The organism is Parasphingomonas caseinilytica (genome assembly GCF_036663755.1).
Taxonomy (GTDB): domain Bacteria; phylum Pseudomonadota; class Alphaproteobacteria; order Sphingomonadales; family Sphingomonadaceae; genus Sphingomonas.
This window is the reverse complement of sequence record NZ_JAXOJL010000001.1, coordinates 316,995-342,937: the sequence shown is the minus strand read 5'-3', so window position 1 is coordinate 342,937 and position 25,943 is coordinate 316,995. Positions and strand designations below refer to the sequence as shown.

At 64.8% G+C, this 25,943-nt stretch carries 25 protein-coding genes and 1 tRNA gene; 23 read left to right on the top strand and 3 right to left on the bottom strand.

The annotated features are described in order from the left end of the window. The first annotated feature begins 10 nt into the window (after positions 1–10). The gene (locus U1738_RS01510) at positions 11–493 is read left to right on the top strand and encodes a hypothetical protein (RefSeq protein WP_332787267.1); all 483 of its coding nucleotides are present in this window, start codon (positions 11–13) and stop codon (positions 491–493) included. Between the two features lie 3 nt (positions 494–496). Here the strand turns inward: U1738_RS01510 and U1738_RS01505 are convergent, their stop codons facing one another. Beyond that, complete coding sequence (locus U1738_RS01505) at positions 497–2,299, bottom strand: cation:proton antiporter domain-containing protein (RefSeq protein WP_332787266.1); 1,803 nt, start codon at positions 2,297–2,299, stop codon at positions 497–499. A gap of 39 nt (positions 2,300–2,338) precedes the next feature. Here U1738_RS01505 and U1738_RS01500 point away from each other — a divergent pair, with 39 nt between their 5' ends. Then, positions 2,339–3,547 carry an FAD-dependent oxidoreductase gene (locus tag U1738_RS01500; RefSeq protein ID WP_332787265.1) on the top strand — a complete coding sequence of 403 codons (1,209 nt, stop codon included), beginning with the start codon at positions 2,339–2,341 and terminating at the stop codon, positions 3,545–3,547. 3 nt (positions 3,548–3,550) lie between these two features. Here the strand turns inward: U1738_RS01500 and U1738_RS01495 are convergent, their stop codons facing one another. Further along, entirely contained in the window at positions 3,551–4,771 is a 1,221-nt protein-coding gene (locus U1738_RS01495) for an NADP-dependent isocitrate dehydrogenase (protein ID WP_332787264.1), read from the bottom strand. 153 nt (positions 4,772–4,924) lie between these two features. Between U1738_RS01495 and U1738_RS01490 the strand changes: the two genes are divergently transcribed. From U1738_RS01490 to U1738_RS01415, 16 genes are all read left to right on the top strand, one after another. After that, the gene (locus U1738_RS01490) at positions 4,925–5,656 is read left to right on the top strand and encodes a phosphatidylserine decarboxylase (RefSeq protein WP_332787263.1); all 732 of its coding nucleotides are present in this window, start codon (positions 4,925–4,927) and stop codon (positions 5,654–5,656) included. Positions 5,657–5,666: 10 nt separating this feature from the next. After that, positions 5,667–6,476 (top strand): CDP-diacylglycerol--serine O-phosphatidyltransferase, encoded by an 810-nt coding sequence (pssA, locus tag U1738_RS01485; RefSeq protein WP_332787262.1) that lies wholly within the window; start codon positions 5,667–5,669, stop codon positions 6,474–6,476. 392 nt (positions 6,477–6,868) lie between these two features. After that, positions 6,869–7,759 (top strand): 30S ribosomal protein S2, encoded by an 891-nt coding sequence (rpsB, locus tag U1738_RS01480; RefSeq protein ID WP_332787261.1) that lies wholly within the window; start codon positions 6,869–6,871, stop codon positions 7,757–7,759. A 90-nt stretch (positions 7,760–7,849) separates the two neighbouring features. After that, on the top strand, positions 7,850–8,782 hold the full coding sequence (tsf, locus tag U1738_RS01475; protein ID WP_332787260.1) for a translation elongation factor Ts: 933 nt from the start codon (positions 7,850–7,852) through the stop codon (positions 8,780–8,782). A gap of 239 nt (positions 8,783–9,021) precedes the next feature. Beyond that, complete coding sequence (locus tag U1738_RS01470; RefSeq protein WP_332787259.1) at positions 9,022–10,827, top strand: tetratricopeptide repeat-containing sulfotransferase family protein; 1,806 nt, start codon at positions 9,022–9,024, stop codon at positions 10,825–10,827. A gap of 105 nt (positions 10,828–10,932) precedes the next feature. Continuing rightward, positions 10,933–11,655, top strand: coding sequence for a UMP kinase (gene pyrH / locus U1738_RS01465; protein ID WP_332787258.1), 723 nt, complete (start codon positions 10,933–10,935; stop codon positions 11,653–11,655). A 2-nt stretch (positions 11,656–11,657) separates the two neighbouring features. Beyond that, on the top strand, positions 11,658–12,215 hold the full coding sequence (gene frr, locus U1738_RS01460) for a ribosome recycling factor (RefSeq protein WP_332787257.1): 558 nt from the start codon (positions 11,658–11,660) through the stop codon (positions 12,213–12,215). A 29-nt stretch (positions 12,216–12,244) separates the two neighbouring features. Beyond that, entirely contained in the window at positions 12,245–12,967 is a 723-nt protein-coding gene (locus U1738_RS01455; RefSeq protein WP_443026977.1) for an isoprenyl transferase, read from the top strand. Then, on the top strand, positions 12,964–13,758 hold the full coding sequence (locus tag U1738_RS01450) for a phosphatidate cytidylyltransferase (RefSeq protein ID WP_332787256.1): 795 nt from the start codon (positions 12,964–12,966) through the stop codon (positions 13,756–13,758). Before U1738_RS01455 ends, U1738_RS01450 begins: the two co-directional genes overlap by 4 nt. After that, positions 13,755–14,912 (top strand): 1-deoxy-D-xylulose-5-phosphate reductoisomerase, encoded by a 1,158-nt coding sequence (locus tag U1738_RS01445; RefSeq protein ID WP_332787255.1) that lies wholly within the window; start codon positions 13,755–13,757, stop codon positions 14,910–14,912. The genes U1738_RS01450 and U1738_RS01445 overlap by 4 nt, the downstream gene beginning before the upstream one ends. Further along, positions 14,909–16,054 (top strand): RIP metalloprotease RseP, encoded by a 1,146-nt coding sequence (gene rseP, locus U1738_RS01440; protein WP_332787254.1) that lies wholly within the window; start codon positions 14,909–14,911, stop codon positions 16,052–16,054. The genes U1738_RS01445 and rseP overlap by 4 nt, the downstream gene beginning before the upstream one ends. Positions 16,055–16,124: 70 nt before the next feature. Next, entirely contained in the window at positions 16,125–18,878 is a 2,754-nt protein-coding gene (gene bamA / locus U1738_RS01435) for an outer membrane protein assembly factor BamA (RefSeq protein ID WP_443026963.1), read from the top strand. Continuing rightward, a complete protein-coding gene (locus tag U1738_RS01430; RefSeq protein ID WP_332787253.1) occupies positions 18,878–19,543 on the top strand; it encodes an OmpH/Skp family outer membrane protein in 666 nt (221 codons plus the stop codon). Before bamA ends, U1738_RS01430 begins: the two co-directional genes overlap by 1 nt. Beyond that, positions 19,540–20,031 (top strand): 3-hydroxyacyl-ACP dehydratase FabZ, encoded by a 492-nt coding sequence (gene fabZ / locus U1738_RS01425; protein WP_332787252.1) that lies wholly within the window; start codon positions 19,540–19,542, stop codon positions 20,029–20,031. The genes U1738_RS01430 and fabZ overlap by 4 nt, the downstream gene beginning before the upstream one ends. Before the next feature lie 91 nt (positions 20,032–20,122). Further along, positions 20,123–20,353, top strand: a complete 231-nt coding sequence (rpmE, locus tag U1738_RS01420; protein ID WP_055779325.1) for a 50S ribosomal protein L31 — start codon at positions 20,123–20,125, stop codon at positions 20,351–20,353. Between the two features lie 89 nt (positions 20,354–20,442). Continuing rightward, positions 20,443–20,769, top strand: a complete 327-nt coding sequence (locus U1738_RS01415) for a PilZ domain-containing protein (protein WP_332787251.1) — start codon at positions 20,443–20,445, stop codon at positions 20,767–20,769. 17 nt (positions 20,770–20,786) lie between these two features. Here the strand turns inward: U1738_RS01415 and U1738_RS01410 are convergent. Next, positions 20,787–20,874: transfer RNA gene (locus tag U1738_RS01410), tRNA-Ser, on the bottom strand. A gap of 93 nt (positions 20,875–20,967) precedes the next feature. Here U1738_RS01410 and U1738_RS01405 point away from each other — a divergent pair. Genes U1738_RS01405 through U1738_RS01385 form a run of 5 tightly spaced genes read left to right on the top strand, consistent with a single transcriptional unit; the run spans position 20,968 to position 25,934 of the window. Continuing rightward, on the top strand, positions 20,968–22,017 hold the full coding sequence (locus tag U1738_RS01405; RefSeq protein WP_332787250.1) for a lytic murein transglycosylase: 1,050 nt from the start codon (positions 20,968–20,970) through the stop codon (positions 22,015–22,017). After that, a complete protein-coding gene (locus tag U1738_RS01400) occupies positions 22,001–23,116 on the top strand; it encodes a septal ring lytic transglycosylase RlpA family protein (protein WP_332787249.1) in 1,116 nt (371 codons plus the stop codon). Before U1738_RS01405 ends, U1738_RS01400 begins: the two co-directional genes overlap by 17 nt. Before the next feature lie 27 nt (positions 23,117–23,143). Continuing rightward, positions 23,144–24,334 (top strand): D-alanyl-D-alanine carboxypeptidase family protein, encoded by a 1,191-nt coding sequence (locus tag U1738_RS01395; RefSeq protein ID WP_332787248.1) that lies wholly within the window; start codon positions 23,144–23,146, stop codon positions 24,332–24,334. Next, entirely contained in the window at positions 24,301–24,957 is a 657-nt protein-coding gene (gene tmk, locus U1738_RS01390) for a dTMP kinase (protein WP_332787247.1), read from the top strand. Before U1738_RS01395 ends, tmk begins: the two co-directional genes overlap by 34 nt. Beyond that, the gene (locus U1738_RS01385; RefSeq protein ID WP_332787246.1) at positions 24,954–25,934 is read left to right on the top strand and encodes a DNA polymerase III delta subunit-related protein; all 981 of its coding nucleotides are present in this window, start codon (positions 24,954–24,956) and stop codon (positions 25,932–25,934) included. Before tmk ends, U1738_RS01385 begins: the two co-directional genes overlap by 4 nt. Positions 25,935–25,943 lie beyond the last annotated feature (9 nt).

Genomic DNA, 25,943 nt, shown 5'->3' with positions numbered 1-25,943 from the left:
CGGAATGGCGATGACGATAGGCGTTTGGGCGATCTTGATGCAGGCGCTTGCCACGGTCCCGCCAGCCCCGCCACCGATCATACAAGTTCCACGGGCGATGATCGCGCAGACCGAACCGCGCGAACGCTATTATGTCGATTTCCAAATTTGCGCCGGTAAGACTTTGCTGCAAGCGGGTACGCTGAAAGTCGCGACCGGCACGTCCAGCAGCTTTCGCCGCGATCAGAACGAGCCCTCCGACGACAGTTGCGGGGCGGAGCGATATTCCGTTCCGATGCAGCAATCGCTGAACCTCCAGCTATCTTCGAACCGCTATACGAAGCCTGAGCGTCTCGGCGTCTCGCTGCGCTGGGGCCGATCCGCCGAGGGAGCCTGCCCGATGGGGCGAAGCGCCCGATCGGTGGAATTGAACGATAGCGTGGTGCTGACACCCGGGAAAGCGGTGACGCTCACGGCGGATGGTGGCCTTGCGATCACATTGACGCGGCGCTGACGCTCAGGCGACGTTTTCGCCCAGGGTACTCGGCCCGGCAGTCTTGCTGCGCAACCGCTTGAGCCGGGGATCGCGGTCCATGTCCGCCACGGCGCGAATTTCCTTGCGCAGTTCGTCGCGCTTTTCGTGGATCGAGGCGATCACCGGGCCCACCGCTACGCCGAGATCGACCAGCACCGCCTCGGACAATTGCAGCGAGCTTTCCAGCGTCTCGGGCACCGCATCGGTCGCGCCGGCCTTGTAGAGTTGCGCGGCATGGGCGGTGTCGCGCGCACGGGCGACGATCGTCAGATCCGGCACCCAGTTGCGTACCCGGCGCGTGAGATGCACCGACAGCACCGGATCGTCCATGGTCAAGATCAGCGCCTTGGCCCGGCCCAGATTGAGCCGGTCGACCAATTCGCTGCGCGCGACATCGCCGAAGATCACCGGATAGCCCTCCAGCCGCGCCGCCGCGACGACGTCGATATCCGCCTCGACCGCGATGAACGGCTGATGGTGGATTTTCAGCATGTCGGCGACCATGCGCCCGACGCGGCCGAAACCGATCACGACCGTGCCGGGGCCTTCGGGCGGGATCTCGAGCGCGCCGGCATCGTCCTTGGTGCGCAGCTCGATCCGCTTCGACACGCGCTTGCCGAGCTGGGCGAGCAGCGGCGTGATGGTCAGCCCGATCGCGGTGACGGTTTGCCAGAAATTGGCGGTCGAGGGCAGGATCAGCTGCGCGGTCGAGGCCGCGCCCAGCACGATCAAAGTGGTTTCCGACGGGCTGGCCATCAACACGCCGGTTTCCGCCGCCACGCCGTTGCGGATGCCCGACAGCTTGAGCAGCCCGAACGTCACCGCTGTCTTCACCGCGACCACGCCGGCGATGGCGAGCAGCAGACTGACCCAATTCTCCGCGATCAGTTCGAGGTTGAGGCTCATCCCGACCGTGATCAGGAACACGCCGAGCGCCAGGCCCTTGAATGGCGCGGTGATCACCTCGACTTCCTTGTGATAATCGGTCTCTGCGATCAGCAACCCGGCGAGCAACGCGCCGACGATCGGCGACAGTCCGGCGGCGGTGGTCGCCAGGCTGGCGGCGATGACCACCAGCAACGAGGCGGCGAGGAACAGTTCCGGGCTCTTGGTCCGCGCGGCCTGCGCGAACAGCTTGGGCAGGAGCAGGCGCCCGCCGACGAAGATGATCACGACGGTGATCACGCCGCGCCCGAGCACGCCGACGATGTTGGTCAGCCCGTCGCCTGCCGCATGCGGGGCGAGCGCACCGAGCACGAAGATGATCGGCACCAGCGCCAGATCCTCGAACAGCAGCATCGCGAACGACGATCGCCCGACCGCGCTGCTCGTCCCTGCGATCGGCAGCACCAGAGCGGTAGAGGACAAGGCCAGCGCCATGCCGAGTGCCGCCGCGCCGACCGGGGCCTGGCCGACCAGATACAGGCCCAGCCCGATAATCGCGCCCGAGGTCAGCAACTTGCCCGCGCCGGTGCCGAACACCTGCCCGCGCATCGACCACAGGCGTTTCAGCGACAGTTCCAGCCCGATCGAGAACAGCAAAAGGATGATGCCAAATTCGGCGAACGGTTCGATCGAATGCGCGTTCGAGATGGTGAAATAATAGAGCCAAGGATGTTCGTTGACCCACGCGCCCAGCCCGGACGGCCCGACCAGCAAACCGACCAGGATGAACCCGATGACCGGGCTGATCCTGAACCGCGCGAAGGCCGGGATCACGATTCCCGCGGCGCCGAGGATGACGAGTGCGTCGCTGAAACCGCTATTATCGAGTGGGGAGGTCATGACAGGCATCTAACCGGTAAAGGAAGGCGTTGTCAGCCCATGGTCGAGACGGATGTGGCGATAATCGGAGGCGGACCGGCCGGGATGGTCGCCGGTCTGCTGTTCGCGCGGGCCGGCGTGAAGACGCTGGTGCTGGAGAAGCACGCGGATTTCCTGCGCGATTTCCGCGGAGATACGGTGCATCCTTCGACACTCAGGATCTTCCACGAACTGGGTTTGCTGGATGAATTGCTCGCCCGGCCGCACCAGAAGGTCGAGCAACTCGGCGCGCGGATCGCCGGCCGCGATCTGGCGATGGTCGATTTCCGGCATCTGGCGGCGCCCGCGCCGTACATCGCGTTGATGCCGCAATGGGAATTTCTCGATTTCGTGGCCGAGGCGGCGGCCCGTTACCCGACATTTTCGCTGCGCAGGCGATGCGAGGGTATGGGGCTGATCGAGGATCGCGGGCGCGTCGTCGGCGTGCGTACCGGCGACGGTGAACAGGTGCGTGCTCGTTTGGTGATCGCCTGTGACGGGCGCGATTCCCGGCATCGCGACGGATTGCCGGTGACCGATGTCGGCGCGCCGATGGACGTGTTCTGGTTCCACATTCCCAAGACCGAGCAGCCGAACAACGATTCGATGGGAATATTCGATACCGGGCGCATCTTCGTGCTGATCGATCGTGGCGACTATTGGCAATGCGCGTTCGTGTTTCCCAAGGGCGGTGCGGAAAAGGTGCGTGGCGAGGGCTTGGCGGCGTTCGTCGATCGGGTTCGCGTCGTCGGGCCGGAAACGGCACGAGTGGCCGAAAGCGTGACGAGTTGGGACGATGTGAAGCTGCTGACCGTCACCGTGGACCGTTTGGAGCGGTGGCACCGACCGGGATTGCTGGTGATCGGCGATGCGGCGCATGCGATGTCGCCGATCGGCGGGGTCGGCATCAATCTGGCGGTGCAGGATGCGGTGGCGGCGGCGAATCTGCTGGCCAGGCCGATGGCGGCGGGAGGCGACCCCGATCCGCTGCTGCATAAAGTGCGCGACCGGCGGATCGGTGCGGTGAAGCTGACGCAGGGACTTCAGAAGCTGGTGCAGGACCGGATCATCGCGCCGGTGCTCGGTGCGACCGCGCCGATGGAGCGGCCTCCGCTGGCTGCGCGGATCATCGACCGGATCGCGCCGCTGCGTCGGATCCCCGCCCGGATCGTGGGAATGGGATTTCGGCCGGAGCATGTCCGCTCGCCGGATGCCGGCGAGCGGACATGAAGATCATCCGCGGGCGGTCATCGCCGTTTCGAGGTTGACGCGGACCTGTTCGAAGAATTGTTCGGTCGTCATCCAGGGTTGCTGCGGGCCGATCAGCAGCGCCAGATCCTTGGTCATATGGCCGTTCTCGACCGTCTGGATGCAGACGCGCTCCAGCAGTTCGGCGAACTCGGTCACTTCCGGCGTATCGTCGAACTTGCCGCGATATTTCAGGCCGCCGGTCCAGGCGAAGATCGACGCGATCGGGTTGGTCGAGGTCGCCTTGCCCTGTTCGTGCTGGCGGAAATGGCGCGTGACGGTGCCGTGCGCCGCTTCGGCCTCGACGGTCTTGCCATCCGGGGTCAGCAGCACCGACGTCATCAGGCCGAGCGAACCGAAGCCCTGCGCGACCTGATCCGACTGCACGTCGCCGTCGTAATTCTTGCACGCCCACACGAACTCGCCGTTCCACTTCAGCGCCGACGCGACCATGTCGTCGATCAAGCGATGTTCGTAGACGATGCCCGCTTCCTTGAACTTGTCCTTGAATTCGGCCTCGAACACCTCGGCGAACAGGTCCTTGAAGCGGCCGTCATAGGCCTTGAGGATCGTGTTCTTGGTGCTGAGATAGACCGGCCATTTCAGGTTGAGGCCGTAATGCATCGAGGCGCGGGCGAAATCGCGGATAGAATCGTCGAGATTGTACATCGCCATGGCGACGCCGGCGCTCGGGAACTGGAACACTTCCTCGTCGATGATCGTGCCGTCATCGCCTTCGAACACGAGGCGCAACTTACCGGGGCCGGGCACCTTGTAATCGGTCGCGCGATATTGATCGCCGAACGCGTGGCGGCCGACGACGATCGGATGGGTCCAGCTGGGGATCAAGCGGGGGACGTTCTTGATCACGATCGGTTCGCGGAACACCACGCCGCCCAGGATGTTGCGGATCGTGCCGTTGGGCGACTTCCACATTTTCTTGAGGCCGAATTCCTCGACGCGCTGCTCGTCCGGAGTGATCGTCGCGCACTTCACCCCGACGCCGTATTTCTGGATCGCCTTGGCGCTGTCGACGGTGATCTTGTCGTCCGTCTCGTCGCGCTTCTCGATGCCGAGGTCGAAATAGATCAGGTCGATATCGAGATAGGGGAGGATCAGGCGCTCGCGAATCCACTGCCAGATGATCCGCGTCATCTCGTCGCCGTCGATCTCCACGACAGGCGTCTTAACCTTGATCTTCGCCATGCTGCTCTTGTCCATTCTGGGGAGGTTTGACGATGCGTCTAGGAGCAAGGACGGTGTCGATCAACCTTTGGGATGATCCTTTGTCACCGGCCCGGATGGCGCGGTATGCCGAGGAGCGTTGTCAGCGTCCGTCGCGACCGATAGGATGTGCGTATGGCATCCCAGTATAACGAGCCGAACGGCAAGCCGCCCGTCAAATGGCGTCTTCCCGAAATCCATCCCGAAGGACGCAAGTACGTTATGATCGCCCTGGCGATCACGCTGCTGTGTACCTGGCTGATCTCCAGGGTGCTGTTTTGGCCATTGCTCGGCGTGACGGCCTGGGTGGCGTTGTTCTTCCGCGATCCGGTGCGCGTGACGCCGCAGGGCGACGATCTGATCGTGGCGCCCGCCGACGGGCTGATCACGATGATCCAACGCATGCCGGTGCCGCGCGAACTGGCGGGCGAAAACGGCTTGGGCGAGGCGCCTTTGGTGCGCGTTTCGATCTTCATGTCGGTGTTCGACGTGCACATCAACCGGACGCCGATCGCGGGTACGATCCGGCAGGTCGTCTATATCTCCGGCAAGTTCCTCAATGCCGATCTCGATAAGGCGTCGGAAGAGAATGAGCGCCAGCATATCGTGGTCGAGGGCAAGGACGGGCGGCGCGTGGGCTTCACGCAGATCGCCGGACTGGTCGCGCGGCGCATCCTGGGCTTCGTGAAGCCGGGCGACATGGTCGCGACCGGTCAGCGCGTCGGGCTGATCCGCTTCGGCAGCCGCGTGGATGTGTTCCTGCCCGACGATGTCGTGTGCCAGGTGTGCCTTGGCCAGCGCAGCGTTGCCGGGGAAACCGTTCTCGGCCGGGTCGGCGGCGTAGTACCCAGCGGCATTTCACAGTGATATTCAAGCGATGAAGCGTCCATTACCGCGCGTACGACGAGGTCTCCCACTGCGTGCAGTCGCGCCGAATGCGGTGACGGCCTTGGCCTTGTGCTGTGGGCTGACCGGGATCCGCTTCGGCATTTCCGGCGATTTCGAGATCGCGGTGACGATGATCATGCTGGCGGGCGTGCTCGATGGGCTCGATGGGCGGATCGCCCGGATGCTGCACGGCGAGAGCCGCTTCGGGGCGGAACTCGATTCGCTTGCCGACGCGATCTCGTTCGGCGTGTCGCCAGCGCTGATCCTGTATCTATGGTCGCTGAAGGAACTGCCGCGCATCGGCTGGCTATGTGCCTTGGTGCTGGCAGTGTTCTGCGCGCTGAGACTTGCACGGTTCAATGCTCAGATCGATCTGGAGGAACAGCCGCACAAATCGGCCGGTTTCCTCACCGGCGTTCCGGCTCCGGCGGGCGCGGCGCTGGCGATGTTGCCATTGTTCTTCTGGGTCTGGACCGGCGAGGCGGTGTTCCGTTCGCCTTATCTGGTCGCGCCATGGGTCGCGCTGATGGCGACGTTGATGATCTCCAGCGTCGCGACGTTTTCCTGGGGCTCGCTCAAACTGCGCCGGAATATCCGGTTCGAAGCGCTGGCGGTGGTGGTCTTGCTGGGCGCGGCAGTGATCTCCGCACCCTGGCACACGGTATCCGCGCTGTGTGTCGTCTATATCCTGTCGATACCGTTCAGCATCGCCAGCTACGCGCGGGTTAAGCGGCTGCGCGGTGTGCCGTCCGGGATTGCGCCACCAGCCGGCTCCGCGGGGCAGGGCGTCGATCCCTGAGCACGAGTTGCGGCGTCGTCGCGACGTCCTGTCCCGAAAGCAAGGCGATGATCCGCGGCATAGCGGGGGCCAGCGTGTGAACGATCACCGTCAGCGCTACTGCCAAAGCGATTCCGAAAACCAAGAAAGCCACGATCGTCATCATTGCCCAACTCCCTGAATGTGGGCCAAAGTAAAGAAACGCTAACCCTTCCGGGTGCATTCGGTTCCTTGTCCGCTTTACGGACCCTGTATGTTCCACTCATGTTCCATCTGTCAACGCTTGATTTGTGGAAGAAGGTCGTCTAGGGACCGCGCCTTCACACCGCATGGGAAGCATACATAGCCGGTGTCCGGGGCTTCGCCCGATGGATCACTCGCTTCCCAGAGGAACAACCGGAAAGGAACTACCTATGGCGGCACCTGTCGTCTCGATGCAGCAATTGCTCGAAACTGGCGCGCACTTCGGACACCAGACGCACCGCTGGAACCCGAAGATGAAACCTTACATCTTTGGCGACCGTAACGGCGTCCACATCCTCGATCTGTCGCAGACCGTGCCGCTGTTCGCCCGCGCGCTCGAATTCGTCGCCGCTTCGACCGCCGCCGGCGGCAAGGTGCTGTTCGTCGGCACCAAGCGCCAGGCGCAGGACCCCGTCGCGGACGCGGCCCGTCGTTCGGGCCAGCATTTCGTAAACCATCGCTGGTTGGGCGGCATGCTCACCAACTGGAAGACGATCAGCAACTCGATCAAGCGCCTCAAGACGCTGGAAGAGCAGCTGTCGGGCGACACGCACGGCCTGACCAAGAAGGAAGTGCTGCAGCTGACGCGCGAGAAGGACAAGCTCGAGCTTTCGCTCGGCGGTATCCGCGACATGGGCGGCATTCCGGACGTGATGTTCGTGATCGACGCGAACAAGGAAGAGCTGGCGATCAAGGAAGCCAACACGCTGGGTATCCCGGTCGTCGCGATCCTCGATTCGAACGTCTCGCCGGACGGCATCGCATTTCCGGTTCCGGCGAACGATGACGCCAGCCGCGCCATCCGCCTGTATTGCGAAGCGATCGCCATCGCCGCGACGCGTGGCGGCCAGCAGGAGCAGGCCCGTCGCGTCGACGTCGGTTCGCTCGAGCAGCCGCCGGTCGAGGAAGCGTTGACGGTCGCACCGGTCGAGGCTTCTGCTTCGGTCGCAGCCGATACTTCGGTGACCGAGGCTGATTTCGCTGCTGCCGATCCGGAGACCCCGGCGGCGTCGACCGAGCCGGAAACGGCCGTCGAGGGTGAGCGCCAGATCGACGCATAAGCGTAACCTTGCTGATCTAGCGGGCGGGGTAGGGCTTGATGGCCTTTCCTCGCCCGCATCACATTTACAGACTGTAGAAGGATTAGAGACATGGCCGAGATCACGGCAGCAGCGGTGAAGGATCTGCGCGAAAAGAGCGGCGCGGGCATGATGGATTGCAAGAAGGCGCTGACCGAGACCGGCGGCGACATGACGGCGGCGATCGATTGGCTGCGCGCCAAAGGCCTCGCTTCGGCGGCCAAGAAGTCCAGCCGCACTGCGGCCGAGGGCCTGGTCGGCGTTGAAGTGTCCGGCACCAAGGGTGCGGCGGTCGAGGTCAATTCCGAGACCGATTTCGTCGCCAAGAACGCGCAGTTCCAGACGTTCGTTCGCGACGTGACCTCGGTCGCGCTCGAACTGGGCGATTCGATCGAGACGATCAAGGCGACCTCGCTCGGCGAGAAGACCGTCGAAGAGACGTTGACCAACAACATCGCGACGATCGGCGAGAACCAGAACATCCGCCGCGCCAAGCGCCTGGAAGTGACGTCGGGCGCGGTCGTGCCGTATGTGCACAACGCCGCAGCACCGGGCCTGGGCAAGATCGGCGTGCTGGTCGCGCTGGAGAGCGAAGCCAGTGAAGACGTGCTCGTTCCGCTGGGCAAGCAGATCGCGATGCACATCGCGGCCGCCTTCCCGCTGGCGCTGAACGAGGAAGACCTCGACCCGGAAGTGATCGAGCGCGAGCGCGCGATCGCCACCGAAAAGGCGGCCGAGAGCGGCAAGCCGGCGGACATCGTCGCCAAAATGGTCGAAGGCGGCATCGCCAAGTACCGCAAGGAAAACGCTTTGGTCAGCCAGTTGCTGGTGATGGACGGCAAGACCAAGATCTCAGACGTCGTCGCCAATGCGGCGAAGGCAGCGGGCAAGCCGATCAAGCTGGTCGATTACGTCCGCTTCCAGCTCGGCGAAGGCATCGAGAAGGAAACGTCCGATTTCGCGGCTGAAGTTGCCGCCGCTTCGGGCGTCAAGCAGCCGGCATAAGCCGCCGTCGCTTGATACGAACATGAAGGGTCGCGTCGCGCGACGCGGCCCTTTTTGATTCGTTATCTTCGACGGATGCAAATCCACTCATTCCCGTTCGCCCGGAGCCTGTCGAACGGCGTGTTCGGGGTTCGTGCTTCGACAAGCTCGGCACGGAACGATCGGAAATGGGATCAAACTGAAACGGACCCTCCGCCGAGCGCGATTGACACCACATCGTGGCCGGGCTTGATCGCCCGATGACCCAAACCGATCCCGCCACCGCCTTCAAAACCGAGATCGACAAGGCACAAGCGCATGTAAATGCCCAGCATTGGCGCGAGGCGATCGAGGCGTTGGAGCGGGCCGTGCGCATCCGGCCCGAGGCGGACGGGGCTTGGCGCGCGCTGGGCGATGCCAGGCGGGCGGCCGGAGACGGGGCAGGGGCGTCGCTCGCGCACGATCGCGCCGCGAGCCTGTCGTTTTCCCGGCCACCGCTCAGCGACGCGCTGGCCGCGATCGAGGGCAACCGGCTGGCGACGGCGGAACAGATCGTTCGTGAACGGCTGCGCACCGCGCCGACCGATGTCGCGGCGATCGTCGTGCTGGCCGATATTGCCTCGCGGGCCGGGAATTCCGCGGATGCGGTGCGGTTTCTGAACCGCGCGCTGGAGATCGCGCCGGAATATGAGCGGGCACGCAATCAGCTTGCCCGCACCCGATACCAAAATCGCGATCTGCCCGAGGCGTTGGCGGAGTTCGATCGGCTGCTGCTGATCGATCCCAAGCATAAGGGTTATCGCAACCTGCGTGCGGCGACGCTGGATCTGCTCGGCGATTATACCGGCGCGGTCTCGGGCTATCGCGACATGCTGGACGACGATGCGGCCCAACCGCTGGTTTGGATGACGCTGGGCAACGTGCTGAAGACGATCGGCGATATCCCTGCCGCCATCGCCGCGTTCCGGCGCAGTCTGGAATTGGCACCCGAGACCGGCGAAAGCTGGTGGGGTCTCGCCAACATGAAATCGTTCGCGTTCGACGAGGCCGATATCGCCGCGATGCAGGCGGAACTGATGCGCCCGGGGCTGAGCGATGCCAACCGCATCTGCCTCGATTTCGCATTGGGCAAGGCGTTGGAAGATCACGGCCGCTACCTTGATTCCTTCGCGCACTATAGTGCTGGCAATCGCCTGCAACTCGCCCACTCTCCACACGATCCGGAGCATCTGGCGACTTTCGCACGACGGTGCGACGCGCTGTTCACGCCGGAATTCTTCACCGCGCACGCCGGAAGCGGCGATCCCGCGCCGGACCCGATCTTCATTCTCGGCATGCCGCGGTCGGGCTCCACCCTGGTCGAGCAGATCCTCGCCAGCCATCCGGCGATCGAGGGCACGATGGAATTGCCCGAACTGCCGCGCATAGCCCGCATGCTGGGCGGGATCGGCGATCCGGCGACGATGCCTTATCCCGACAGCATCGCGAAGCTTTCCGCCACGCAGCTCGCCGGGCTCGGTGCCGAATACCTCAATCGCGCGAAGCGCTGGCGGCAGACCGACCGGCCGTTCTTCATCGACAAACTGCCGATGAACTTCATGTCGGTCGGCCTGATCCGCCTGATCCTGCCCAATGCGAAGATCATCGACGTGCGCCGCCATCCGCTCGGCTGCGGTTTTTCGGTGTTCAAGCAATATTTCCCGACCGGGCTGAGCTTCGCCACGTCGATCGAGCATGTCGGGCGCTTCTATGCCGATTATGTGGGGATGATGCACCTGTGGGATGCGCGCCTGCCCGGCTTCGTCCACCGTGTGATCTATGAAGACCTCATCGCCGATGTCGAGGGCGAGGTGCGGCGGATGCTGCGCTTCCTGGGCCTGCCGTTCGATCCGGTCTGCCTCGATTTCCACACCAGCACCCGCGCCGTCCGCACGCCGAGCGCGGAACAGGTGCGTCAGCCGATCTATGCCGATGCCGTGGACCATTGGCGTCATTACGAGGCGTGGCTCGGCCCGATGAAGGACGCGCTGGGTGACGTGCTCACGCGCTATCCACAGGTACCGTAACGGCCTGCCCGAAAGCGGCGACGCCATTGCGCCTTCCCGCTTCCAATCCCGCGCCTGCCCAACTAAGGTCCGCGCCGCCCCCCGACAGCAGCTTATTGGAATCCCGTGACAGCACCTTCGTACAAACGCATCCTGCTCAAATTGTCGGGTGAAGTCCTGATGGGAGAGGGTGGTCTGGCGATCGATCCGGCGGTGACGGCACGCGTCGCGCAGGAGATCGCCGATGCCAAGGACCAGGGTTTCGAGCTTTGCGTCGTGGTCGGCGGCGGCAACATCTTCCGCGGCATGGCCGGCGCGGCGCGCGGCATGGACCGGGCGACCGGCGATTATATGGGTATGCTGGCGACCGTCATGAACGCGCTGGCCGTGCAGAATGCGCTGGAGCAGATCAACGTCGAGACGCGCGTGCAATCCGCGATCCCGATGGCCAGCGTGTGCGAACCGTTCATCCGCCGCCGCGCGATGCGGCATCTGGAGAAGGGGCGTGTGGTGATCTTCGCCGCCGGCACCGGCAGCCCGTTCTTCACCACCGACAGCGGGGCTGCATTGCGCGCCGCCGAGATGAAGTGCGATGCGCTGTTCAAGGGCACGTCGGTAGACGGCGTCTACGATGCCGATCCCAAGACGGTGCCGACCGCCAAGCGTTATGATACCGTGAGTTACGACACCGTGCTTGCAGACAATCTCAAGGTGATGGACGCCAGCGCCATCGCATTGTGCCGCGACAACGACATTCCGATCGTCGTGTTCAACATCCGCGATCACGGCAATCTCGCCGCGGTGCTGGCGGGTGAGGGCATCTCGACGACCGTCAAGAAGGAGGGCTGAACATGGCCGCATACGATAAAGCCGATCTCGAACGCCGCATGGCCGGTAGCGTCGAGGCGTTGAAGAGCGATCTGGTGGGCCTGCGCACCGGGCGCGCATCGACCTCGTTGCTCGATCCGGTGACGGTCGAGGTGTACGGCGCGCATATGCCGCTCAACCAGCTCGCGACCGTATCCGTGCCCGAGCCGCGCATGCTGTCGGTGCAGGTGTGGGACAAGATGAATGTCGGCCCGGTCGACAAGGCGATCCGTTCGGCCGGCCTGGGCCTCAACCCGATCGTCGATGGCACGACGCTGCGCCTGCCGATCCCGGACCTGACCGAGGAGCGGCGCAAGGAACTCGCCAAGCTGGCCGGAAAATATGCCGAGGAAGCGCGCATCGCCGCGCGCAACGTGCGCCGCGACGGTATGGATTCGCTGAAGACCGACGAGAAGAAGGGCCTGTTCGGCGAGGACGATCGCAAGAAGCTCGAAACCGAAGTTCAGAAGCTGACCGACAAGACGATCGCCGATATCGATGCGGCGGCATCGGCCAAGGAAAAGGAAATCCTTGGCAAGTGAGTTCCGCGCCGGCCACGATTCCCGCCACGGTGGGTAAGGCGTCGGACGGTCCGTCGCATCTGCCCCGTCATGTCGCCATCATCATGGACGGCAACGGGCGTTGGGCGAAGAAGCGCTTCCTGCCGCGTCTCGCCGGGCACAAGGCCGGGGTGGAGGCGGTGCGCAAGGTGACGCGGGCGGCGCGCGCGCTCGGGATCGAGGCGCTGACGCTCTATGCCTTCTCCTCGGAGAACTGGCGGCGGCCGGAGGAGGAGGTCAGCGACCTGATGGGGTTGCTGCGCATCTTCATCCGCAGCGATCTGGACGAGCTGGCGCGCGAGAATGTGCGGTTGCGCGTGATCGGGGATTACCGGCGCTTCTCGCCCGATCTGGTCAAGCTGGTCGACGATGCGATCGCGCGCACCGCGAACAATGACGGGCCGATCCTGGCGATCGCGCTCAATTACGGCGCGCAGGCGGAGATCGCGGCGGCGGCACGGGCGCTGGCGATGAAAGTCGCGACGGGCGCGTTGCGGGCCGAGGCGATCGACGAGGCGGCGATCGAGGGCGAACTCGATACGCACGATCTGCCGCCGCTCGACCTGATGATCCGCACCTCGGGCGAGGTGCGGTTGTCCAATTTCCTGCTATGGCAGGCGGCCTATGCCGAATTGCTGTTCGTAGACACGCTGTGGCCCGATTTCGACGGGGCGGCGCTTGAACAGGCGGTGGCGACGTTCGGCCAGCGTCAACGGCGCTTCGGCGGCCTGTGAGCGGCCCCAAACGCTCGTCCGATCTGGGCGTCCGTGCGGTTTCGGGCGTGGCGATGATCGCGGTCGCCGCCACGGCCTTGTGGGCCGGCGGTGTCTGGTTCTGGCTGCTGTGCGTGGCGGGCGCGATCGTGATGATGGGCGAATGGGCCGATCTGGTCGGTGCCGGCGCGGCGCATAAGCGGATCGCGCAGTTCAGCCTGTCGGTGCCCTTGGCGACGATGGCCCCGCCTTCGCTGATCCTGGAGGTGCATTATTTCTTCACGCTGGGATTACTGGCGGGGGCGGCGTTCTTCGTCGTGATCGTGACGCGGCGACGCGAGCTGGCGGCGGGATTGCTCTATTGCGGGTTGCCGGTTTTGGCTCTGGTTTTCCTGCGACGACAGGATGCGGCGATCGTCTTCACGCTCTGGGCGCTGGCGCTCGTATGGGCGTGCGATATCGGCGCGTATTTCTCCGGGCGGACGATCGGCGGGCCAAAGCTCGCGCCGGGGATCAGCCCGAACAAGACCTGGGCCGGGCTGATCGGCGGCGTCGTGGCGGCGAGCCTGTTCGCCGGTGTGATGCACGTCGAATACGGCCTGCCGTGGCGCATGACGCTGGCGACGCCGGTGCTGGCGGTGCTGGCGCAGGGCGGGGATCTGTTCGAAAGCTGGCTCAAGCGGCGCGCCGGCGTCAAGGACAGCGGATCGATCCTGCCCGGCCATGGCGGCGTGCTCGATCGGCTCGACGGGCTGGTCCCAGTCGCGCCGCTGGCCGCTTTCCTGCTGATTTTGCCGAGATTCTACACATGAAGACCGTGACGATTTTGGGCGCGACCGGATCGGTCGGCACTTCCACACTCGATCTGATCGAGCGGGAGCCAGACCGGTTCGAGATCCTCGCGCTGACCGCCAATCGCGATACCGAGAAGCTGGCGGCGGCGGCGATCCGGACCCGTGCCAAACGCGCGGTGGTGGCGGATGGAAGCTGCCTGCCCGATCTGCGCGCCCGGCTGGCCGGCAGCGGCGTAGAGGCGGCGGGTGGCGCGCAGGCGTTGCTCGAGGCATCGGCAATGGGCGCGGACTGGACGATGGGCGCGATCGTCGGCTGTGCGGGGCTGGAACCCGTGATGGCGGCGGTGGAGCAGGGGGGCATCGTCGTGCTCGCCAACAAGGAGCCGCTGGTCTCGGCCGGCGACGTGATCCTCAAGGCGGCCGAGCGCAGCGGCGCGACGTTGCTGCCGGCGGATTCCGAACATAACGCGATCTTCCAATGCTTCGACGCGACCCGTCCCGGCAATGTCCGGCGCATCATCCTGACGTGCAGCGGCGGGCCGTTCCGCGACTGGTCGACCGAGCGGATGCGCGACGTGACGCCCGAACAGGCGGTCGCGCACCCCAATTGGTCGATGGGCGCGAAGATCTCGGTCGATTCGGCGACCTGCATGAACAAGGGCCTCGAACTGATCGAGGCGGCGCGATTGTTCCCCGTGCCGCACGATGCGATCGAGATCGTCATTCACCCGCAATCGGTGATCCATTCGCTGGTCGATTATATCGACGGATCGGTGCTGGCGCAGCTCGGGCCGCCCGACATGCGTACGCCGATCGCGCATTGCCTGGCCTGGCCCGACCGGATGGCGACGCCGATGGCACCGCTCGACCTGATCGCGATCAGCCGGCTCGATTTCGCCGCACCGGACGAGACGCGCTTCCCGGCACTGCGGCTGGCGCGCGAGGCGCTGGACGCGGGCGGGGCGCGGCCGGCGATCCTCAATGCCGCGAACGAGATCGCCGTCGCCGCTTTTCTCAAGAAACGCATCGGCTTCCTCGAAATTGCCGCAATCGTCGCCGATACGCTCGATCGTTACGATCCGCCGGCACCCGAAACGCTGGACGAGGTTTTGGCAATCGACGCGGGGGCGCGTAGAATTGCGGATGAGCGTGTAAAGGATTGCGTGAGTTGATCGAAGCCCCCGGCCTTTTCCTGACGATCCTGGCATTCGCATTGGTGATCGGGCCGCTCGTGTTCGTGCACGAGATGGGCCATTATCTTGCCGGACGCTGGTTCGGCGTGAAGGCCGAGGCGTTTTCGATCGGCTTCGGCAAGGAAATGTTCGGCGTCACCGACAAGCGCGGCACGCGCTGGAAATTCGGCTGGCTGCCGCTCGGCGGCTACGTCAAGTTCGCGGGGGACATGAACCCGGCGAGCCAGCCCGCCCCGGATTGGTATCTGCTGCCTGCCTCGGTGCGCGAACAGACGTTTCAAGCCAAGCCGTTATGGCAGCGCGCGATCATCGTCGCTGCGGGCCCTTTCGTGAACTTCGTGCTCGCTTTCCTGATCCTGATGGGTTTCGCGCTGACGTACGGTGACGGTCGCACCCCGGCCGTGGCCCGCGAGATCGTGGCGGGGAGCGCAGCCGCCAAGGCCGGGATGCAGGCCGGAGACCGGATCACAGCGCTCGGCGGACGCAGCGTCGAGACGTTCGACGACGTCGCCAAATATATCCAGTTGCGCGCCAACGAGACGGTGCAGGTCGATTTCGATCGCGGCGGCCGCGCGATGAGCGTGAATGCCGCCGTGGGTTCGCAGACCTTGCGCGACCGGTTCGGCAACGAGTTCAAGCTCGGTCTGCTCGGCATCGCGCCCGTCAAGCCGGTCTGGGTTCCGGTCGGCGTGGTCGAGGCTCCGGTCGTCGCGGTGAAGCGCATGGGGTCGATCCTGACGATGATGGTCGACAGTATCGGCCAGATCATCACCGGCAAACGTCCGGTGAGCGAATTGGGTGGGCCTTTGCGTATCGCCAAGGTGTCGGGCGAGCAACTGGCGCTGGGTATTCCGGATCTGATCGGGTTGATCGCCCTGGTGTCGATTAACTTGGGGTTCATCAACATATTGCCAGTTCCGATGCTGGATGGCGGTCATCTGTTCTTTTATGCGATCGAGGGAATTCGGCGGCGTCCGGTTCCGGCGGCGGTACAGGAATGGGCGTTCCGCGGAGGATTGATCGCAATTCTGGCGCTGATGCTGATGGTGACGTTCAACGATCTGGGCACGTTCGGGCTCTGGAAGGGCCTGGGTAAAAGTCTGGCCGGGTTGATCGGTTGACGCAGGTAAGGCAGGGCGGGCGCGCGATTTTAGGCGGCCCGCGTAATTTCTCCGTTTTTGGGGTGGGATAGTGACAGCGATCAAGGTTTCGAAATACGGCGTGCGCGCTACGACGGCTCTGCTGGCTGGCACGATGCTGTCCAGCCTGCCGATCGCCGCTTATGCGCAGCAGGCGCCGGCCGGCCCGGTCCGCGAGCTTGCCACGCCGGCCCCCGTGGTTGCGCCGGTCACCCGTACGATCAAGTCGCTGCGCGTCGAAGGATCGCAGCGCATCGAACCGGATACGGTGCTGTCCTACACCAAGCTGCGCGTCGGCCAGGCGTTCACCAACGAAACACTCGATCAGGCGATCAAGGATCTCTACGCGAGCGATTTCTTCGCCGACGTGTCGATCAACGGTGCTCAGAGCGGCGATATCGTACTGCGCATCCGCGAGAATCCCGTGATCAACCGCGTCATCCTGGAAGGCAACAAGCGCCTGAAGGAAGACAAGATCCGCAAGGAGATCAAGCTCGCGCCGCGCCAGATCTTCACGCGTACCGCCGTCCGCCAGGATATCGCGCGCATCGTGGAACTGTATCGTCGCCAGGGCCGGTTCGCCGCTTCCATCCAGCCTAAGATGGTCACGCTCGATCAGAACCGCGTCGATGTGGTGTTCGAGATCAGCGAAGGTGCCAAGTCCAAAGTCCGCGCGATCAACATCATCGGCAACGAGGTGTTCAAGGACAGCAAGCTGCGCGAGCAGATGGCGACCAAGCAAGCGCGCCTGCTGACCCTGCTCAGCTCGAACACCAGCTATGATCAGGACCGGATGGCGTACGACCAGCAGAAGCTGCGCCAATTCTACCTGACCGAAGGCTATGCCGATTTCCGCGTGACCTCCGCCATTGCGGAGCTGACGCCGGACAAGAAGGACTTCATCATCACCTATGTGGTGGAAGAAGGTCCGCGCTATAAGTTCGGCGACGTCACGGTCGAAAGCTCGATCCGCGATTTCGACAACAAGAAGCTGGCCGAGGGCCTGACGATCAAGAAGGGCGACTGGTACGACGCCAAGAAGGTCGAGAATTCGATCGATCAGCTGAGCGAGACGGCCGGCCTGTTCGGCTATGCCTTCACCGAGGTAAATCCGGAATATAGCCGCGACCGTGAAACGCTGACGATGGGGATGGCCTTCAACATCGCAGAGGCCAAGCGCTCTTATGTCGAGCGGGTCGAGATCAACGGCAACACCAACACGCAGGACAAGGTGATCCGGCGCGAGATCCGTCTGGCCGAAGGGGATGCGTTCAACAGCTTCCAGGTGAAGCGTTCGACCGATCGCATCAACTCGCTGGGCTATTTCCAGGACAAGTTCGAGCTGAAGCAGAACCCCGGATCAGCCTCCGACCGGGTCGTGCTGGTTGCCGACCTGGAAGAAAAATCGACCGGCGAATTGCAGCTGTCGGCCGGCTTCTCGAGCCTCGAGAGCTTCATCATCCAGGCCTCGATCCGTCAGCGCAACTTCCGCGGCAAGGGCCAGGAACTGCGCGCCAGCGTCAATTATTCGAGCTATTCCAAGTCGATCGAGCTGGGCTTTACCGAGCCGTATCTGTTCGACAAGAATATCGCGATCGGCGGCGACATCTTCCGGCGCGATTACAACTCGTTCAATCTTACCGCCAGCGGCGATCGTAACACGACCTATCAGCAGGTCTCGACCGGCTTCCAGATCCGCACCGGCGTGCCGCTGACCGAATATTGGTCGCTGTCGGGTCGCTACGGCCTCAGCTTCGACAACGTCACGCTGGATCAGGGCACCTACTACACCAACGGCGTCTGCGACCCGATCAAGGCGGGTCGCTATCTGTGCGATTCGATCGGCAACCGCGCCACGTCCTCGGTCGGCTACTCGCTGGTCTATGACAGTCTGAACAGCCGCTTGCGGCCAAGCGCTGGACATAAGTTCATCTTCAGCCAGGATTTCGCGGGCCTTGGCGGTGACGTGAAATATATCCGTACCAAGTTCGACGCCTCGAAGTTTTGGGGCATCGGCGGCGGCTTCATTGCCTCGGCAACAGCGGAAGGCGGCTATATCAAGTCGCTGGAGAGCAGCCGTGGCGTCGGCATCGACAAGGTGCGCATCACCGATCGCTTCTATCTCGGCGAACCGGAATTCCGCGGCTTCGACATTCGTGGCGTCGGCCCGCGCGTCCAGCGCGTGCCATACGTCACCGACGGAAACGGCGTGCAGACGCTGACCACGGACCGGAACAGCATCGTCGACGATGCGCTCGGCGGTCGGGCCTATTATTCGGGCCGTCTGGAACTCGAAATCCCGCTCGGTGCCGGTGCGCGCGAACTCGGCCTGCGGCCGTCGATCTACGTTCAGGCCGGTGCCTTGTTCGGCGTGACCAAGCCGCTGGCGACGATCGGCACCTGCGCCAACGGAGCGACGCTCAACTGCTTCCCGCTGACCACCGACGCCAATGGCGTGACCACCGTGGGATCGGCGTTCATTCCGGTCTTGGACACGGCCGGCAATCAGCTATATTACTTCACGCAAGCTGACGGCGGACTGGTCTCGACCTCGTGCCGTGCGGGTCTTCCCGATTCCAGCGGTGCCTGTAACGGTATCATTCCCAACACGCCCCAGGGGACGCCCGTATCGCCATTCCTGGAGCGTTTCGTCGGCAATTCGGCCAAGCCGCGCATCTCGATCGGTGCCGGCGTCAACTGGACCTCGCCGTTCGGCCCGCTGCGCATCGACGTGGCCTATGCCCTCGTCAAGGATAAGGGCGACGACACCAAACTCGTAACATTCAACGTAGGGACAAGTTTCTGATGAACACGAACTCGAAAATGCTGCTGATCGCCATTCTGGCGGCCCCCGCCACCATGCTCGGCGCGGCACAGGCCAATGCTCAGGCGGTGGGCGTTGCCGATCCGCAGGGCGCGATCGCCAACACCAAGGCGTTCGGTGCCGCCGTCGCGCAGATCAAGACCACCTACAAGACTCAGCTCGATCAGTCGGCCGCACGCCGCGCTGCCGTGCAGAAGGAAATCGAGGCCCTCGCACTCGCGCTCGATACCGACAAGAACGGCCAGGTCAGCCAGCAGGAACTGGAAGCCGCACAGGCCGCCAAGCGTCCCGAGATCGCCGCGATCCAGCAGAAGCAGGCTGCCGTGCAGGCTGAAGTAGGTCGCCTCGAAGCACCGGCTGCACGCGCACAGCAATATGCCGCCGAGCAGATCGCGATGAAGTATGAAGCGGCGCTGCAGTCGGTCGTGGCCAAGCGCGGCGTCCAGCTGATCGTCCGTCCGGATGCGGTGATCTTCGCCCAGCCGGCGGCCGATCTCACCCCCGCGATCACCGCCGAACTCGACACGGTCGTGCCGAGCGTCAGCACCACCCCACCGGCCAACTGGCAGCCGGGCCAGGCCGGCGCGGGCGCACAGAATGCTCCGGCAGCGACGACCGCCCCGGCCAAGAAGCCGACCACGCGGTGAGTGAAGAAGCAGCCCCGGCTGCGGACGTGAAGACGCTTGGTCCGCTCGATATCGGGCGGATCATGGCGGCGCTGCCGCATCGCTATCCGATGTTGCTGGTCGACCGTGTCGAAGAGGTGATCCTCGACCGGTCGATCGTCGCGATCAAGGCGGTGACGATCAACGAGCAGTTCTTCCAGGGGCATTTCCCCGGAAGGCCGATCATGCCGGGCGTGCTCATCGTCGAGGCGATGGCGCAGGCCGCCGGTATCCTCGCATTGGAATCGCTCGGCCTCGCCGGCACCGGCAAACTCGTCTATTTCATGTCGATCGACGAGGTGAAGTTCCGCAAGCCGGTCGAACCCGGCGTGCTGCTACGCCTCGAGGTCGAGATCGTGCAGAAGAGCTCGCGCAGCACCAAATTCGCCGGCCGCGCGCTGATCGACGGCAAGCTCGCCGCCGAGGCTAAGTTCATGGCGATGATCGCGGATCCGCCGAAAGCGGCTTAGGCTCTAAACACCTTGCTCTACCGGGGCGCGGCGTGTAGTGCGCCGCGCTTGTCCCGGCTGGTCGGAAACCAGCCATTGACGGAGATTGACGATGAAGAAGAACATTCACCCCGATTATCACACCATCAAGGTGCAGATGACCGACGGCACCGTGTACGAAACCCGCTCCACCTGGGGCAAGGAAGGCGACACGATGACGCTCGAAATCGATCCGCTCGCGCATCCGGCATGGACCGGCGGCCGCGGCACGATGCTCGACACCGGTGGCCAGGTCGCACGCTTCAACAAGCGTTTCGGCGGCCTCTCGTTCGGCAAGAAGTAACACCCGAATATCGTCTTTTCGCGTCGTTCTTAACGGCGCGTTAGGCATCGCAGGACTAGGCTTTCCCTCGTATCGACGAAGGGAAAGCCATGTTCGCCGCCGAATTCGAATCCGCCGAGGTCACCGGGCACCGGAGCGCGACACGCACCGCCGTTTCGCTGAACGCGCGCGTCGGCCGGGGCGGTTTCTATCGCACGCTGTGCAAGGTCACCGACCTGACGATCCACGGTGCGCGACTTCAGACCTATTCGGCCATGCGCAAGGGCGACACGATCTGGCTGACGCTGCCGCTGGTCGGGCAGGTCGCGGCGACGGTGATGTGGGCCGACGATTTCGAAGCCGGCTGCCGCTTCGGCCACCCGCTCGACATGCATGCTTTTGAAGAACTCACGGCACTGGCCTCGCCCAGCACCTGATCGGCCGATACCCGATCTGGCGGAAGGGGTGGGATTCGAACCCACGGATACTTGCGCATCGGCGGTTTTCAAGACCGCTGCAATCGACCACTCTGCCACCCTTCCGGCGTCGTCCGCATAATCGCCCTGCGCTGCTTTGTGCAAGCACTGCGACCGTCGGGGGTTCATGTACGCGGGCCGCTGTGGCAAGATCGCGGCATGTGGGGATCATTTAAAAAGAAGTTCTGGATCGGCGTGGCGCTGGCTGCGGCGGCGTTCGTGGCCAGCGGCGGACCGGCGGCGGCGCAGGACGAGGCGGGTTTTCAGGCGTATCTCGTCCAGCTTCGCGCGCAGGCCATTGCCAAGGGCGTGAGCGCCCGGACGCTCGATACGGTCCTGCCGACGCTGACGCTCAACACCCGCGTGATCGAACTCGACCGCGCGCAACCGGGTGGCAGCCCCAGCACAATCGCGACCGTGCCCAATTTCGCCCCCTATCAGGCGCAGCATGTCGGCGCGGCGATCATCGCACGCGGGCGATCGGCTTATAAGTCGCAGCGCGGGCGCCTGCAACGGATCGAGGACCAGACCGGCGTTCCCGAATCGGTGATGGTCGCGATCTGGGGGCATGAGACGAGTTACGGCGTGGTGATGGGCGGCTTCGATCTGCCCCGCGCTTTGGCCTCGCTCGCGTATGAGGGGCGGCGGCGGCAATTGTTTGCCGACGAATTCATCGCCGCGATGCAGATGGTCGATCGCGGCGTTCCGGTATCGCAGTTAAAGGGCAGCTGGGCCGGCGCGACCGGTGGTCCGCAATTCCTGCCCTCGGTTTATCTGCGCCTGTCGCGCGACGGCGATGGCGACGGGCGCGCGGATATCTGGACCAGCCCGGCGGACACCCTGGCGTCGATCGGCAATTATTTCACCAACGCCGGGTGGCGGCGCGGCCAGCCCTGGGGGCTTGCCGTAACCGTGCCGGCCGGCTTCGACCGCTCCGGCATTACCAACCGGCTCATCTCTCCACGCTGCGAACGCGTGTTCGCGCGGCATAGCGGGTGGAAGACGATCGGCGAATGGCGCGCGCTCGGCATCAGCCCGCAGACGCGCACCTGGCCGGACGATCGGGTGCTGGCGACGCTGCTCGAACCCGATGGCCCCGGAAAAACTGCGTATCTGCTAACCGGAAATTATCGGGTCATCCTCGATTATAACTGCTCGAATTTTTACGCACTTTCAGTCGGGCTGCTCGCGGATGCTGTCGAACATTAAAATCGCTCTGGGTTTCACCGTCATACTCGCCGGGTGCGGCGGGGCGGGATATGCCGATGTACCACGGATCGCCAATGCGCCGGCCGATCTGAGGGATGCGCCGCCCGTCGCGACACCGCCCGGCCAAGCAGACCCATCCGGCCATGTGCTGCAGGGCGATTACCCGCCGGAGCCGGGCGCTCCGGGCGATCAGGCTTACGGCGCCGGCCCGGCCCACGCATCTCGTGCCGGCGCCGCTTACGACGCGCCGCCGCCACCCTCGGCGCGCCGCGCACCAGCGCCCTATTCTCAGCCGCAACCGGTCGACATGCCGCCCGCCGTCGCCGCCAGCACCGGGCCGCGCGGCACATCGGGCGAGGCGCAACGTTACGACACCGTCGGCTACGCCACATGGTATGGGGAGGAGATGCAGGGCAATGCCACCGCGTCCGGCCAGCCGTTCGATCCCGCCGCGATCACCGCCGCGCACCGCACGCTGCCGCTCGGCTCGATCGTCGAGGTGACCGCACTGGATTCCGGCCGCACGATCCTGGCGCTGGTCAACGATCGCGGACCGGGCCAGCGTGATCTGGAGATCGATCTGTCGCGTGGCGCGGCGCAATTGCTCGGCGTCACCGCCACCGCGCCGGTGCGCGTCCGCCTGGTGAACGCCACTCCGCCCGATATGATGGCGCTGCGATCGGGGCATCCCGCCTCGCCGCGAATCGATGCACCGCAATCCTTGCTCACCGCATTGCGCCGGAAACTGCCGCCGCGGGCCATGCCGGTCGCTAGGCCCGCCGCCATGTCCGCCCCTGCGCTCAAGCCGCGCCCGGTACGAACGCCTCGTCCCATTGCGGACGCTCCTCCCGCGCACTTGGAAAGCCGGCCCGTAGCGGCACCGATCTCCACTTCGGGCATCTTCGTACAGGTTGCTGCCTTGTCGAACGAATCGAAAGCAAAGGCGCTTGCCACCCGGCTGAACGGGCGGGTGCAGCGCGTCGGCGCGATCTACCGGATACAGATCGGGCCGTACGCAAATACCGTTTCGGCGAAAGCCGCGCGTGACGGCGTGGCACGGCAAGGCTATGGGGATGCTCGTATCGTGCAAACGAACTGAGTTCACCCCAAGCGTCACGGACTGTCGATGAAGAATCTGCCGATCAAGAAACTCCTCGCTGCCAGCGTCCTCACGCCTGCCTTGCTGTTCGCCAATCCGGGCATCGCGGCGGCTCCCGATTTCCCCACGCCGGCACCGGTTGCCTATCTCACCGACCTGACGACCGGCGCGGTATTGTTCTCCAAGGACGCCGATCGCCGCATGCCGCCGGCTTCGATGGCCAAGATGATGACGGTCTATGTCGCGTTCGATATGCTCAAGAAGGGCGAGATCAAGCTCGGCCAGACCTTCCCGGTGCGGCCCGAGACCTGGGCGAAATGGCATGGCCCGGCAGCGGGTTCGACGATGTTTCTGTCGACCGGCGAGAATGTCAGCGTCGAGAACCTCCTGAAGGGTATCGTCACCCTCTCCGGCAACGACGCCTGCGTGGTGCTGGCCGAGGGGATTTCGGGCACCGAGGCTGCATTCACCGATCGCATGAACGAGGCGGCGAAGAAACTCGGCCTGACCAACAGCCATTTCGGAACGTCGAACGGCTGGCCCGACAACGGCGTGACCTATGTCACAGCGCGCGATCTGGCGAAGCTCGCCGCCGCGACGATCCAGGATCACCCGGCTTATTATAAGAAGTTCTATTCGCTGCCGAATTTCACCTGGGGCAAGACGCTGGGTGCCGGTGCCGACATCACGCAGGCGAACCGCGATCCTTTGCTCGGTCGTGTCGCTGGTGCCGATGGCCTGAAGACCGGGCATACCGACGAAGCGGGTTATGGCTTCACCGGTTCGGCGATTCAGGGCGGACGGCGTCTGGTGATGGTGATGGCGGGCCTGACCAGTTTCAACCAGCGGATCGAGGAATCGGTCAAGTTCATGGATTGGGGCTTCCGCGCCTGGCAGTCCAAGCCGATCGTCCGCAAGGGCCGCAAGGTCGAAACCGCCGAGGTGCAATTGGGCAATGCCGCGACCGTCGGTCTGGTCGCCGGCACCGATCTGGCGGTGACCTTGCCATCGGGCGCATCGCCGGCCTTGCAGGGCCGTGTCGTGTATGACGGGCCGATCAAGGCACCGATCAAGGCCGGGCAGCATATCGCCGATCTCGTCGTGACGTCGCCGGGCCTGCCGTCGCAGACCCTGCCTTTGGTCGCCGAGAGCGACGTGGGCGAGGCTGGGTTCTTCGGTCGCGCATGGGCCGGGCTCAAGGGCCTGTTCGGCGGGTGAGGGGCCGCTTCATCTCGCTCGAAGGCGGCGAGGGAGCGGGCAAATCCACGCAGGTGCGCAGGCTCGCCGAGGCGCTGGCGGCGCGCGGGATCGAGACTCTGGTTACGCGCGAGCCCGGCGGCAGTGAAGGTGCGGAGGCGATCCGCAGCCTGCTGATGTCTGGCGACGTCGCGCGCTGGAGCCCGCACAGCGAGGCGCTGCTGTTTGCGGCCGCGCGTGCCGATCATGTCGAGAAGCGGATTCAACCGGCGCTCGGCGCGGGCATGTGGGTGATCTGCGATCGTTTCATCGACAGTAGCCGCGCCTATCAGGGCGTGGCGGGCGGAATCGACGATGCTGCGGTGCTGGCGCTGCACGGCTTCGGATCGCGCGGGTTGCTGCCCGATCGCACCTTCGTGCTCGAAGTTCCGGTCGAGCAGGGCCGCGCACGCGCCGAGGTGCGCGACGGGGCGGCGGCGGATCGCTTCGCGGCGCGCGGCGACGATTTTCACGGCGCGGTCGCGGCGGCGTTTCGGGGCTATGCCGAGCATGAGCCGGATCGTGTGCGGCTGATCGACGCATCGGCCAGTGCCGAAGCGGTAACCGAAGCGTTGCTGGCGGGTCTCGCCGATTTGTTGCCGTGAGCCTGCCGCTGGGCAATTCGACGGCGCACACCGCCTTTGCCGCGGCGATGGACGGCGGCGCGCTGCACCACGCCTGGCTGTTCGCCGGACCGGAAGGCGTGGGCAAGGCCAGTTTCGCGCGGATCGCGGCCATGCGGCTACTGGCGGACGGTGCGGCGAAAACGCCGTTGCCCCCCGGCTATGACGTGCCCGCCGACAATTACACGCGCAGCCTGATCGCCGCCGGATCGCACCCCGATTACCGCGAACTCGCCCGTGCGCCCAAGGACGCCGACAAGCCGGGTCAGGATCTAGCCCGCTCGATCCCGATCGCGCAGGTGCGCGCGTTGCAACCGTTGTTCGCGGTGACGCCGAGCATGTCGTCGCGCCGCGTGATCCTGATCGATGCGATCGACGATCTCGAACGTGCCGGTGCCAATGCCCTGCTCAAGAATCTGGAGGAGCCGCCGCAGGGCACGATCTTCCTGCTCATCAGCCATGCGCCGGGGCGACTGCTGCCCACGATCCGCTCGCGCTGTCGCCTGTTGCGGTTCGAGGCGCTCGACGATCGGGCGATGGAACAGGTGCTGCGCGCCCGCCAGCCCAATGCACCCGATGCGGAGATCGCCGCTTTGATCGCGGCGGGGCAGGGCTCGCCCGGCCGCGCACTGGGCTTTGCCGGCCTCGACATGGCCGCACTCGACAGCGCGATGGCCGCCATCGCGCGCGACGGCGATCCGAGCAACGCTTTGCGCGCCAAACTCGCCAAATCGCTCGCCCCCAAAGGCGCTCAACCGCGCTACGAAGCGTTTCTGGACCGGGTACCCGCCTTCATCGCCGCTGCGGCACCCGGGCGGCAGGGAACTGCGTTGCGGACCGCACTCGACAGCTATGATGCGGCGCGTTCGCTCGCGGCCAGCGCCCGGGGCCTGTCGCTCGACGCGCAGGCGACGGTGTTCGAGATGGCCGGGTTGGTGGCGACGCTCGCGCCGCGCTGAATCTGCCAT

Excerpts from the sequence above, each read along its gene's own strand:
- U1738_RS01445 (WP_332787255.1), top strand. The coding sequence starts at position 13,755 with ATGAAGACCGTGACGATTTTGGGCGCGACCGGATCGGTCGGCACTTCC.
- U1738_RS01400 (WP_332787249.1), top strand. The coding sequence starts at position 22,001 with ATGCTGTCGAACATTAAAATCGCTCTGGGTTTCACCGTCATACTCGCC.
- U1738_RS01470 (WP_332787259.1), top strand. The coding sequence starts at position 9,022 with ATGACCCAAACCGATCCCGCCACCGCCTTCAAAACCGAGATCGACAAG.
- rpmE (WP_055779325.1), top strand. The coding sequence starts at position 20,123 with ATGAAGAAGAACATTCACCCCGATTATCACACCATCAAGGTGCAGATG.
- frr (WP_332787257.1), top strand. The coding sequence starts at position 11,658 with ATGGCCGCATACGATAAAGCCGATCTCGAACGCCGCATGGCCGGTAGC.
- tsf (WP_332787260.1), top strand. The coding sequence starts at position 7,850 with ATGGCCGAGATCACGGCAGCAGCGGTGAAGGATCTGCGCGAAAAGAGC.
- U1738_RS01505 (WP_332787266.1), bottom strand. The coding sequence starts at position 2,299 with ATGACCTCCCCACTCGATAATAGCGGTTTCAGCGACGCACTCGTCATC.
- U1738_RS01415 (WP_332787251.1), top strand. The coding sequence starts at position 20,443 with ATGTTCGCCGCCGAATTCGAATCCGCCGAGGTCACCGGGCACCGGAGC.
- U1738_RS01510 (WP_332787267.1), top strand. The coding sequence starts at position 11 with ATGACGATAGGCGTTTGGGCGATCTTGATGCAGGCGCTTGCCACGGTC.
- U1738_RS01500 (WP_332787265.1), top strand. The coding sequence starts at position 2,339 with ATGGTCGAGACGGATGTGGCGATAATCGGAGGCGGACCGGCCGGGATG.
- pssA (WP_332787262.1), top strand. The coding sequence starts at position 5,667 with ATGAAGCGTCCATTACCGCGCGTACGACGAGGTCTCCCACTGCGTGCA.
- rpsB (WP_332787261.1), top strand. The coding sequence starts at position 6,869 with ATGGCGGCACCTGTCGTCTCGATGCAGCAATTGCTCGAAACTGGCGCG.
- tmk (WP_332787247.1), top strand. The coding sequence starts at position 24,301 with ATGGGCCGGGCTCAAGGGCCTGTTCGGCGGGTGAGGGGCCGCTTCATC.
- U1738_RS01495 (WP_332787264.1), bottom strand. The coding sequence starts at position 4,771 with ATGGCGAAGATCAAGGTTAAGACGCCTGTCGTGGAGATCGACGGCGAC.
- U1738_RS01395 (WP_332787248.1), top strand. The coding sequence starts at position 23,144 with ATGAAGAATCTGCCGATCAAGAAACTCCTCGCTGCCAGCGTCCTCACG.
- U1738_RS01490 (WP_332787263.1), top strand. The coding sequence starts at position 4,925 with ATGGCATCCCAGTATAACGAGCCGAACGGCAAGCCGCCCGTCAAATGG.
- U1738_RS01405 (WP_332787250.1), top strand. The coding sequence starts at position 20,968 with ATGTGGGGATCATTTAAAAAGAAGTTCTGGATCGGCGTGGCGCTGGCT.
- U1738_RS01430 (WP_332787253.1), top strand. The coding sequence starts at position 18,878 with ATGAACACGAACTCGAAAATGCTGCTGATCGCCATTCTGGCGGCCCCC.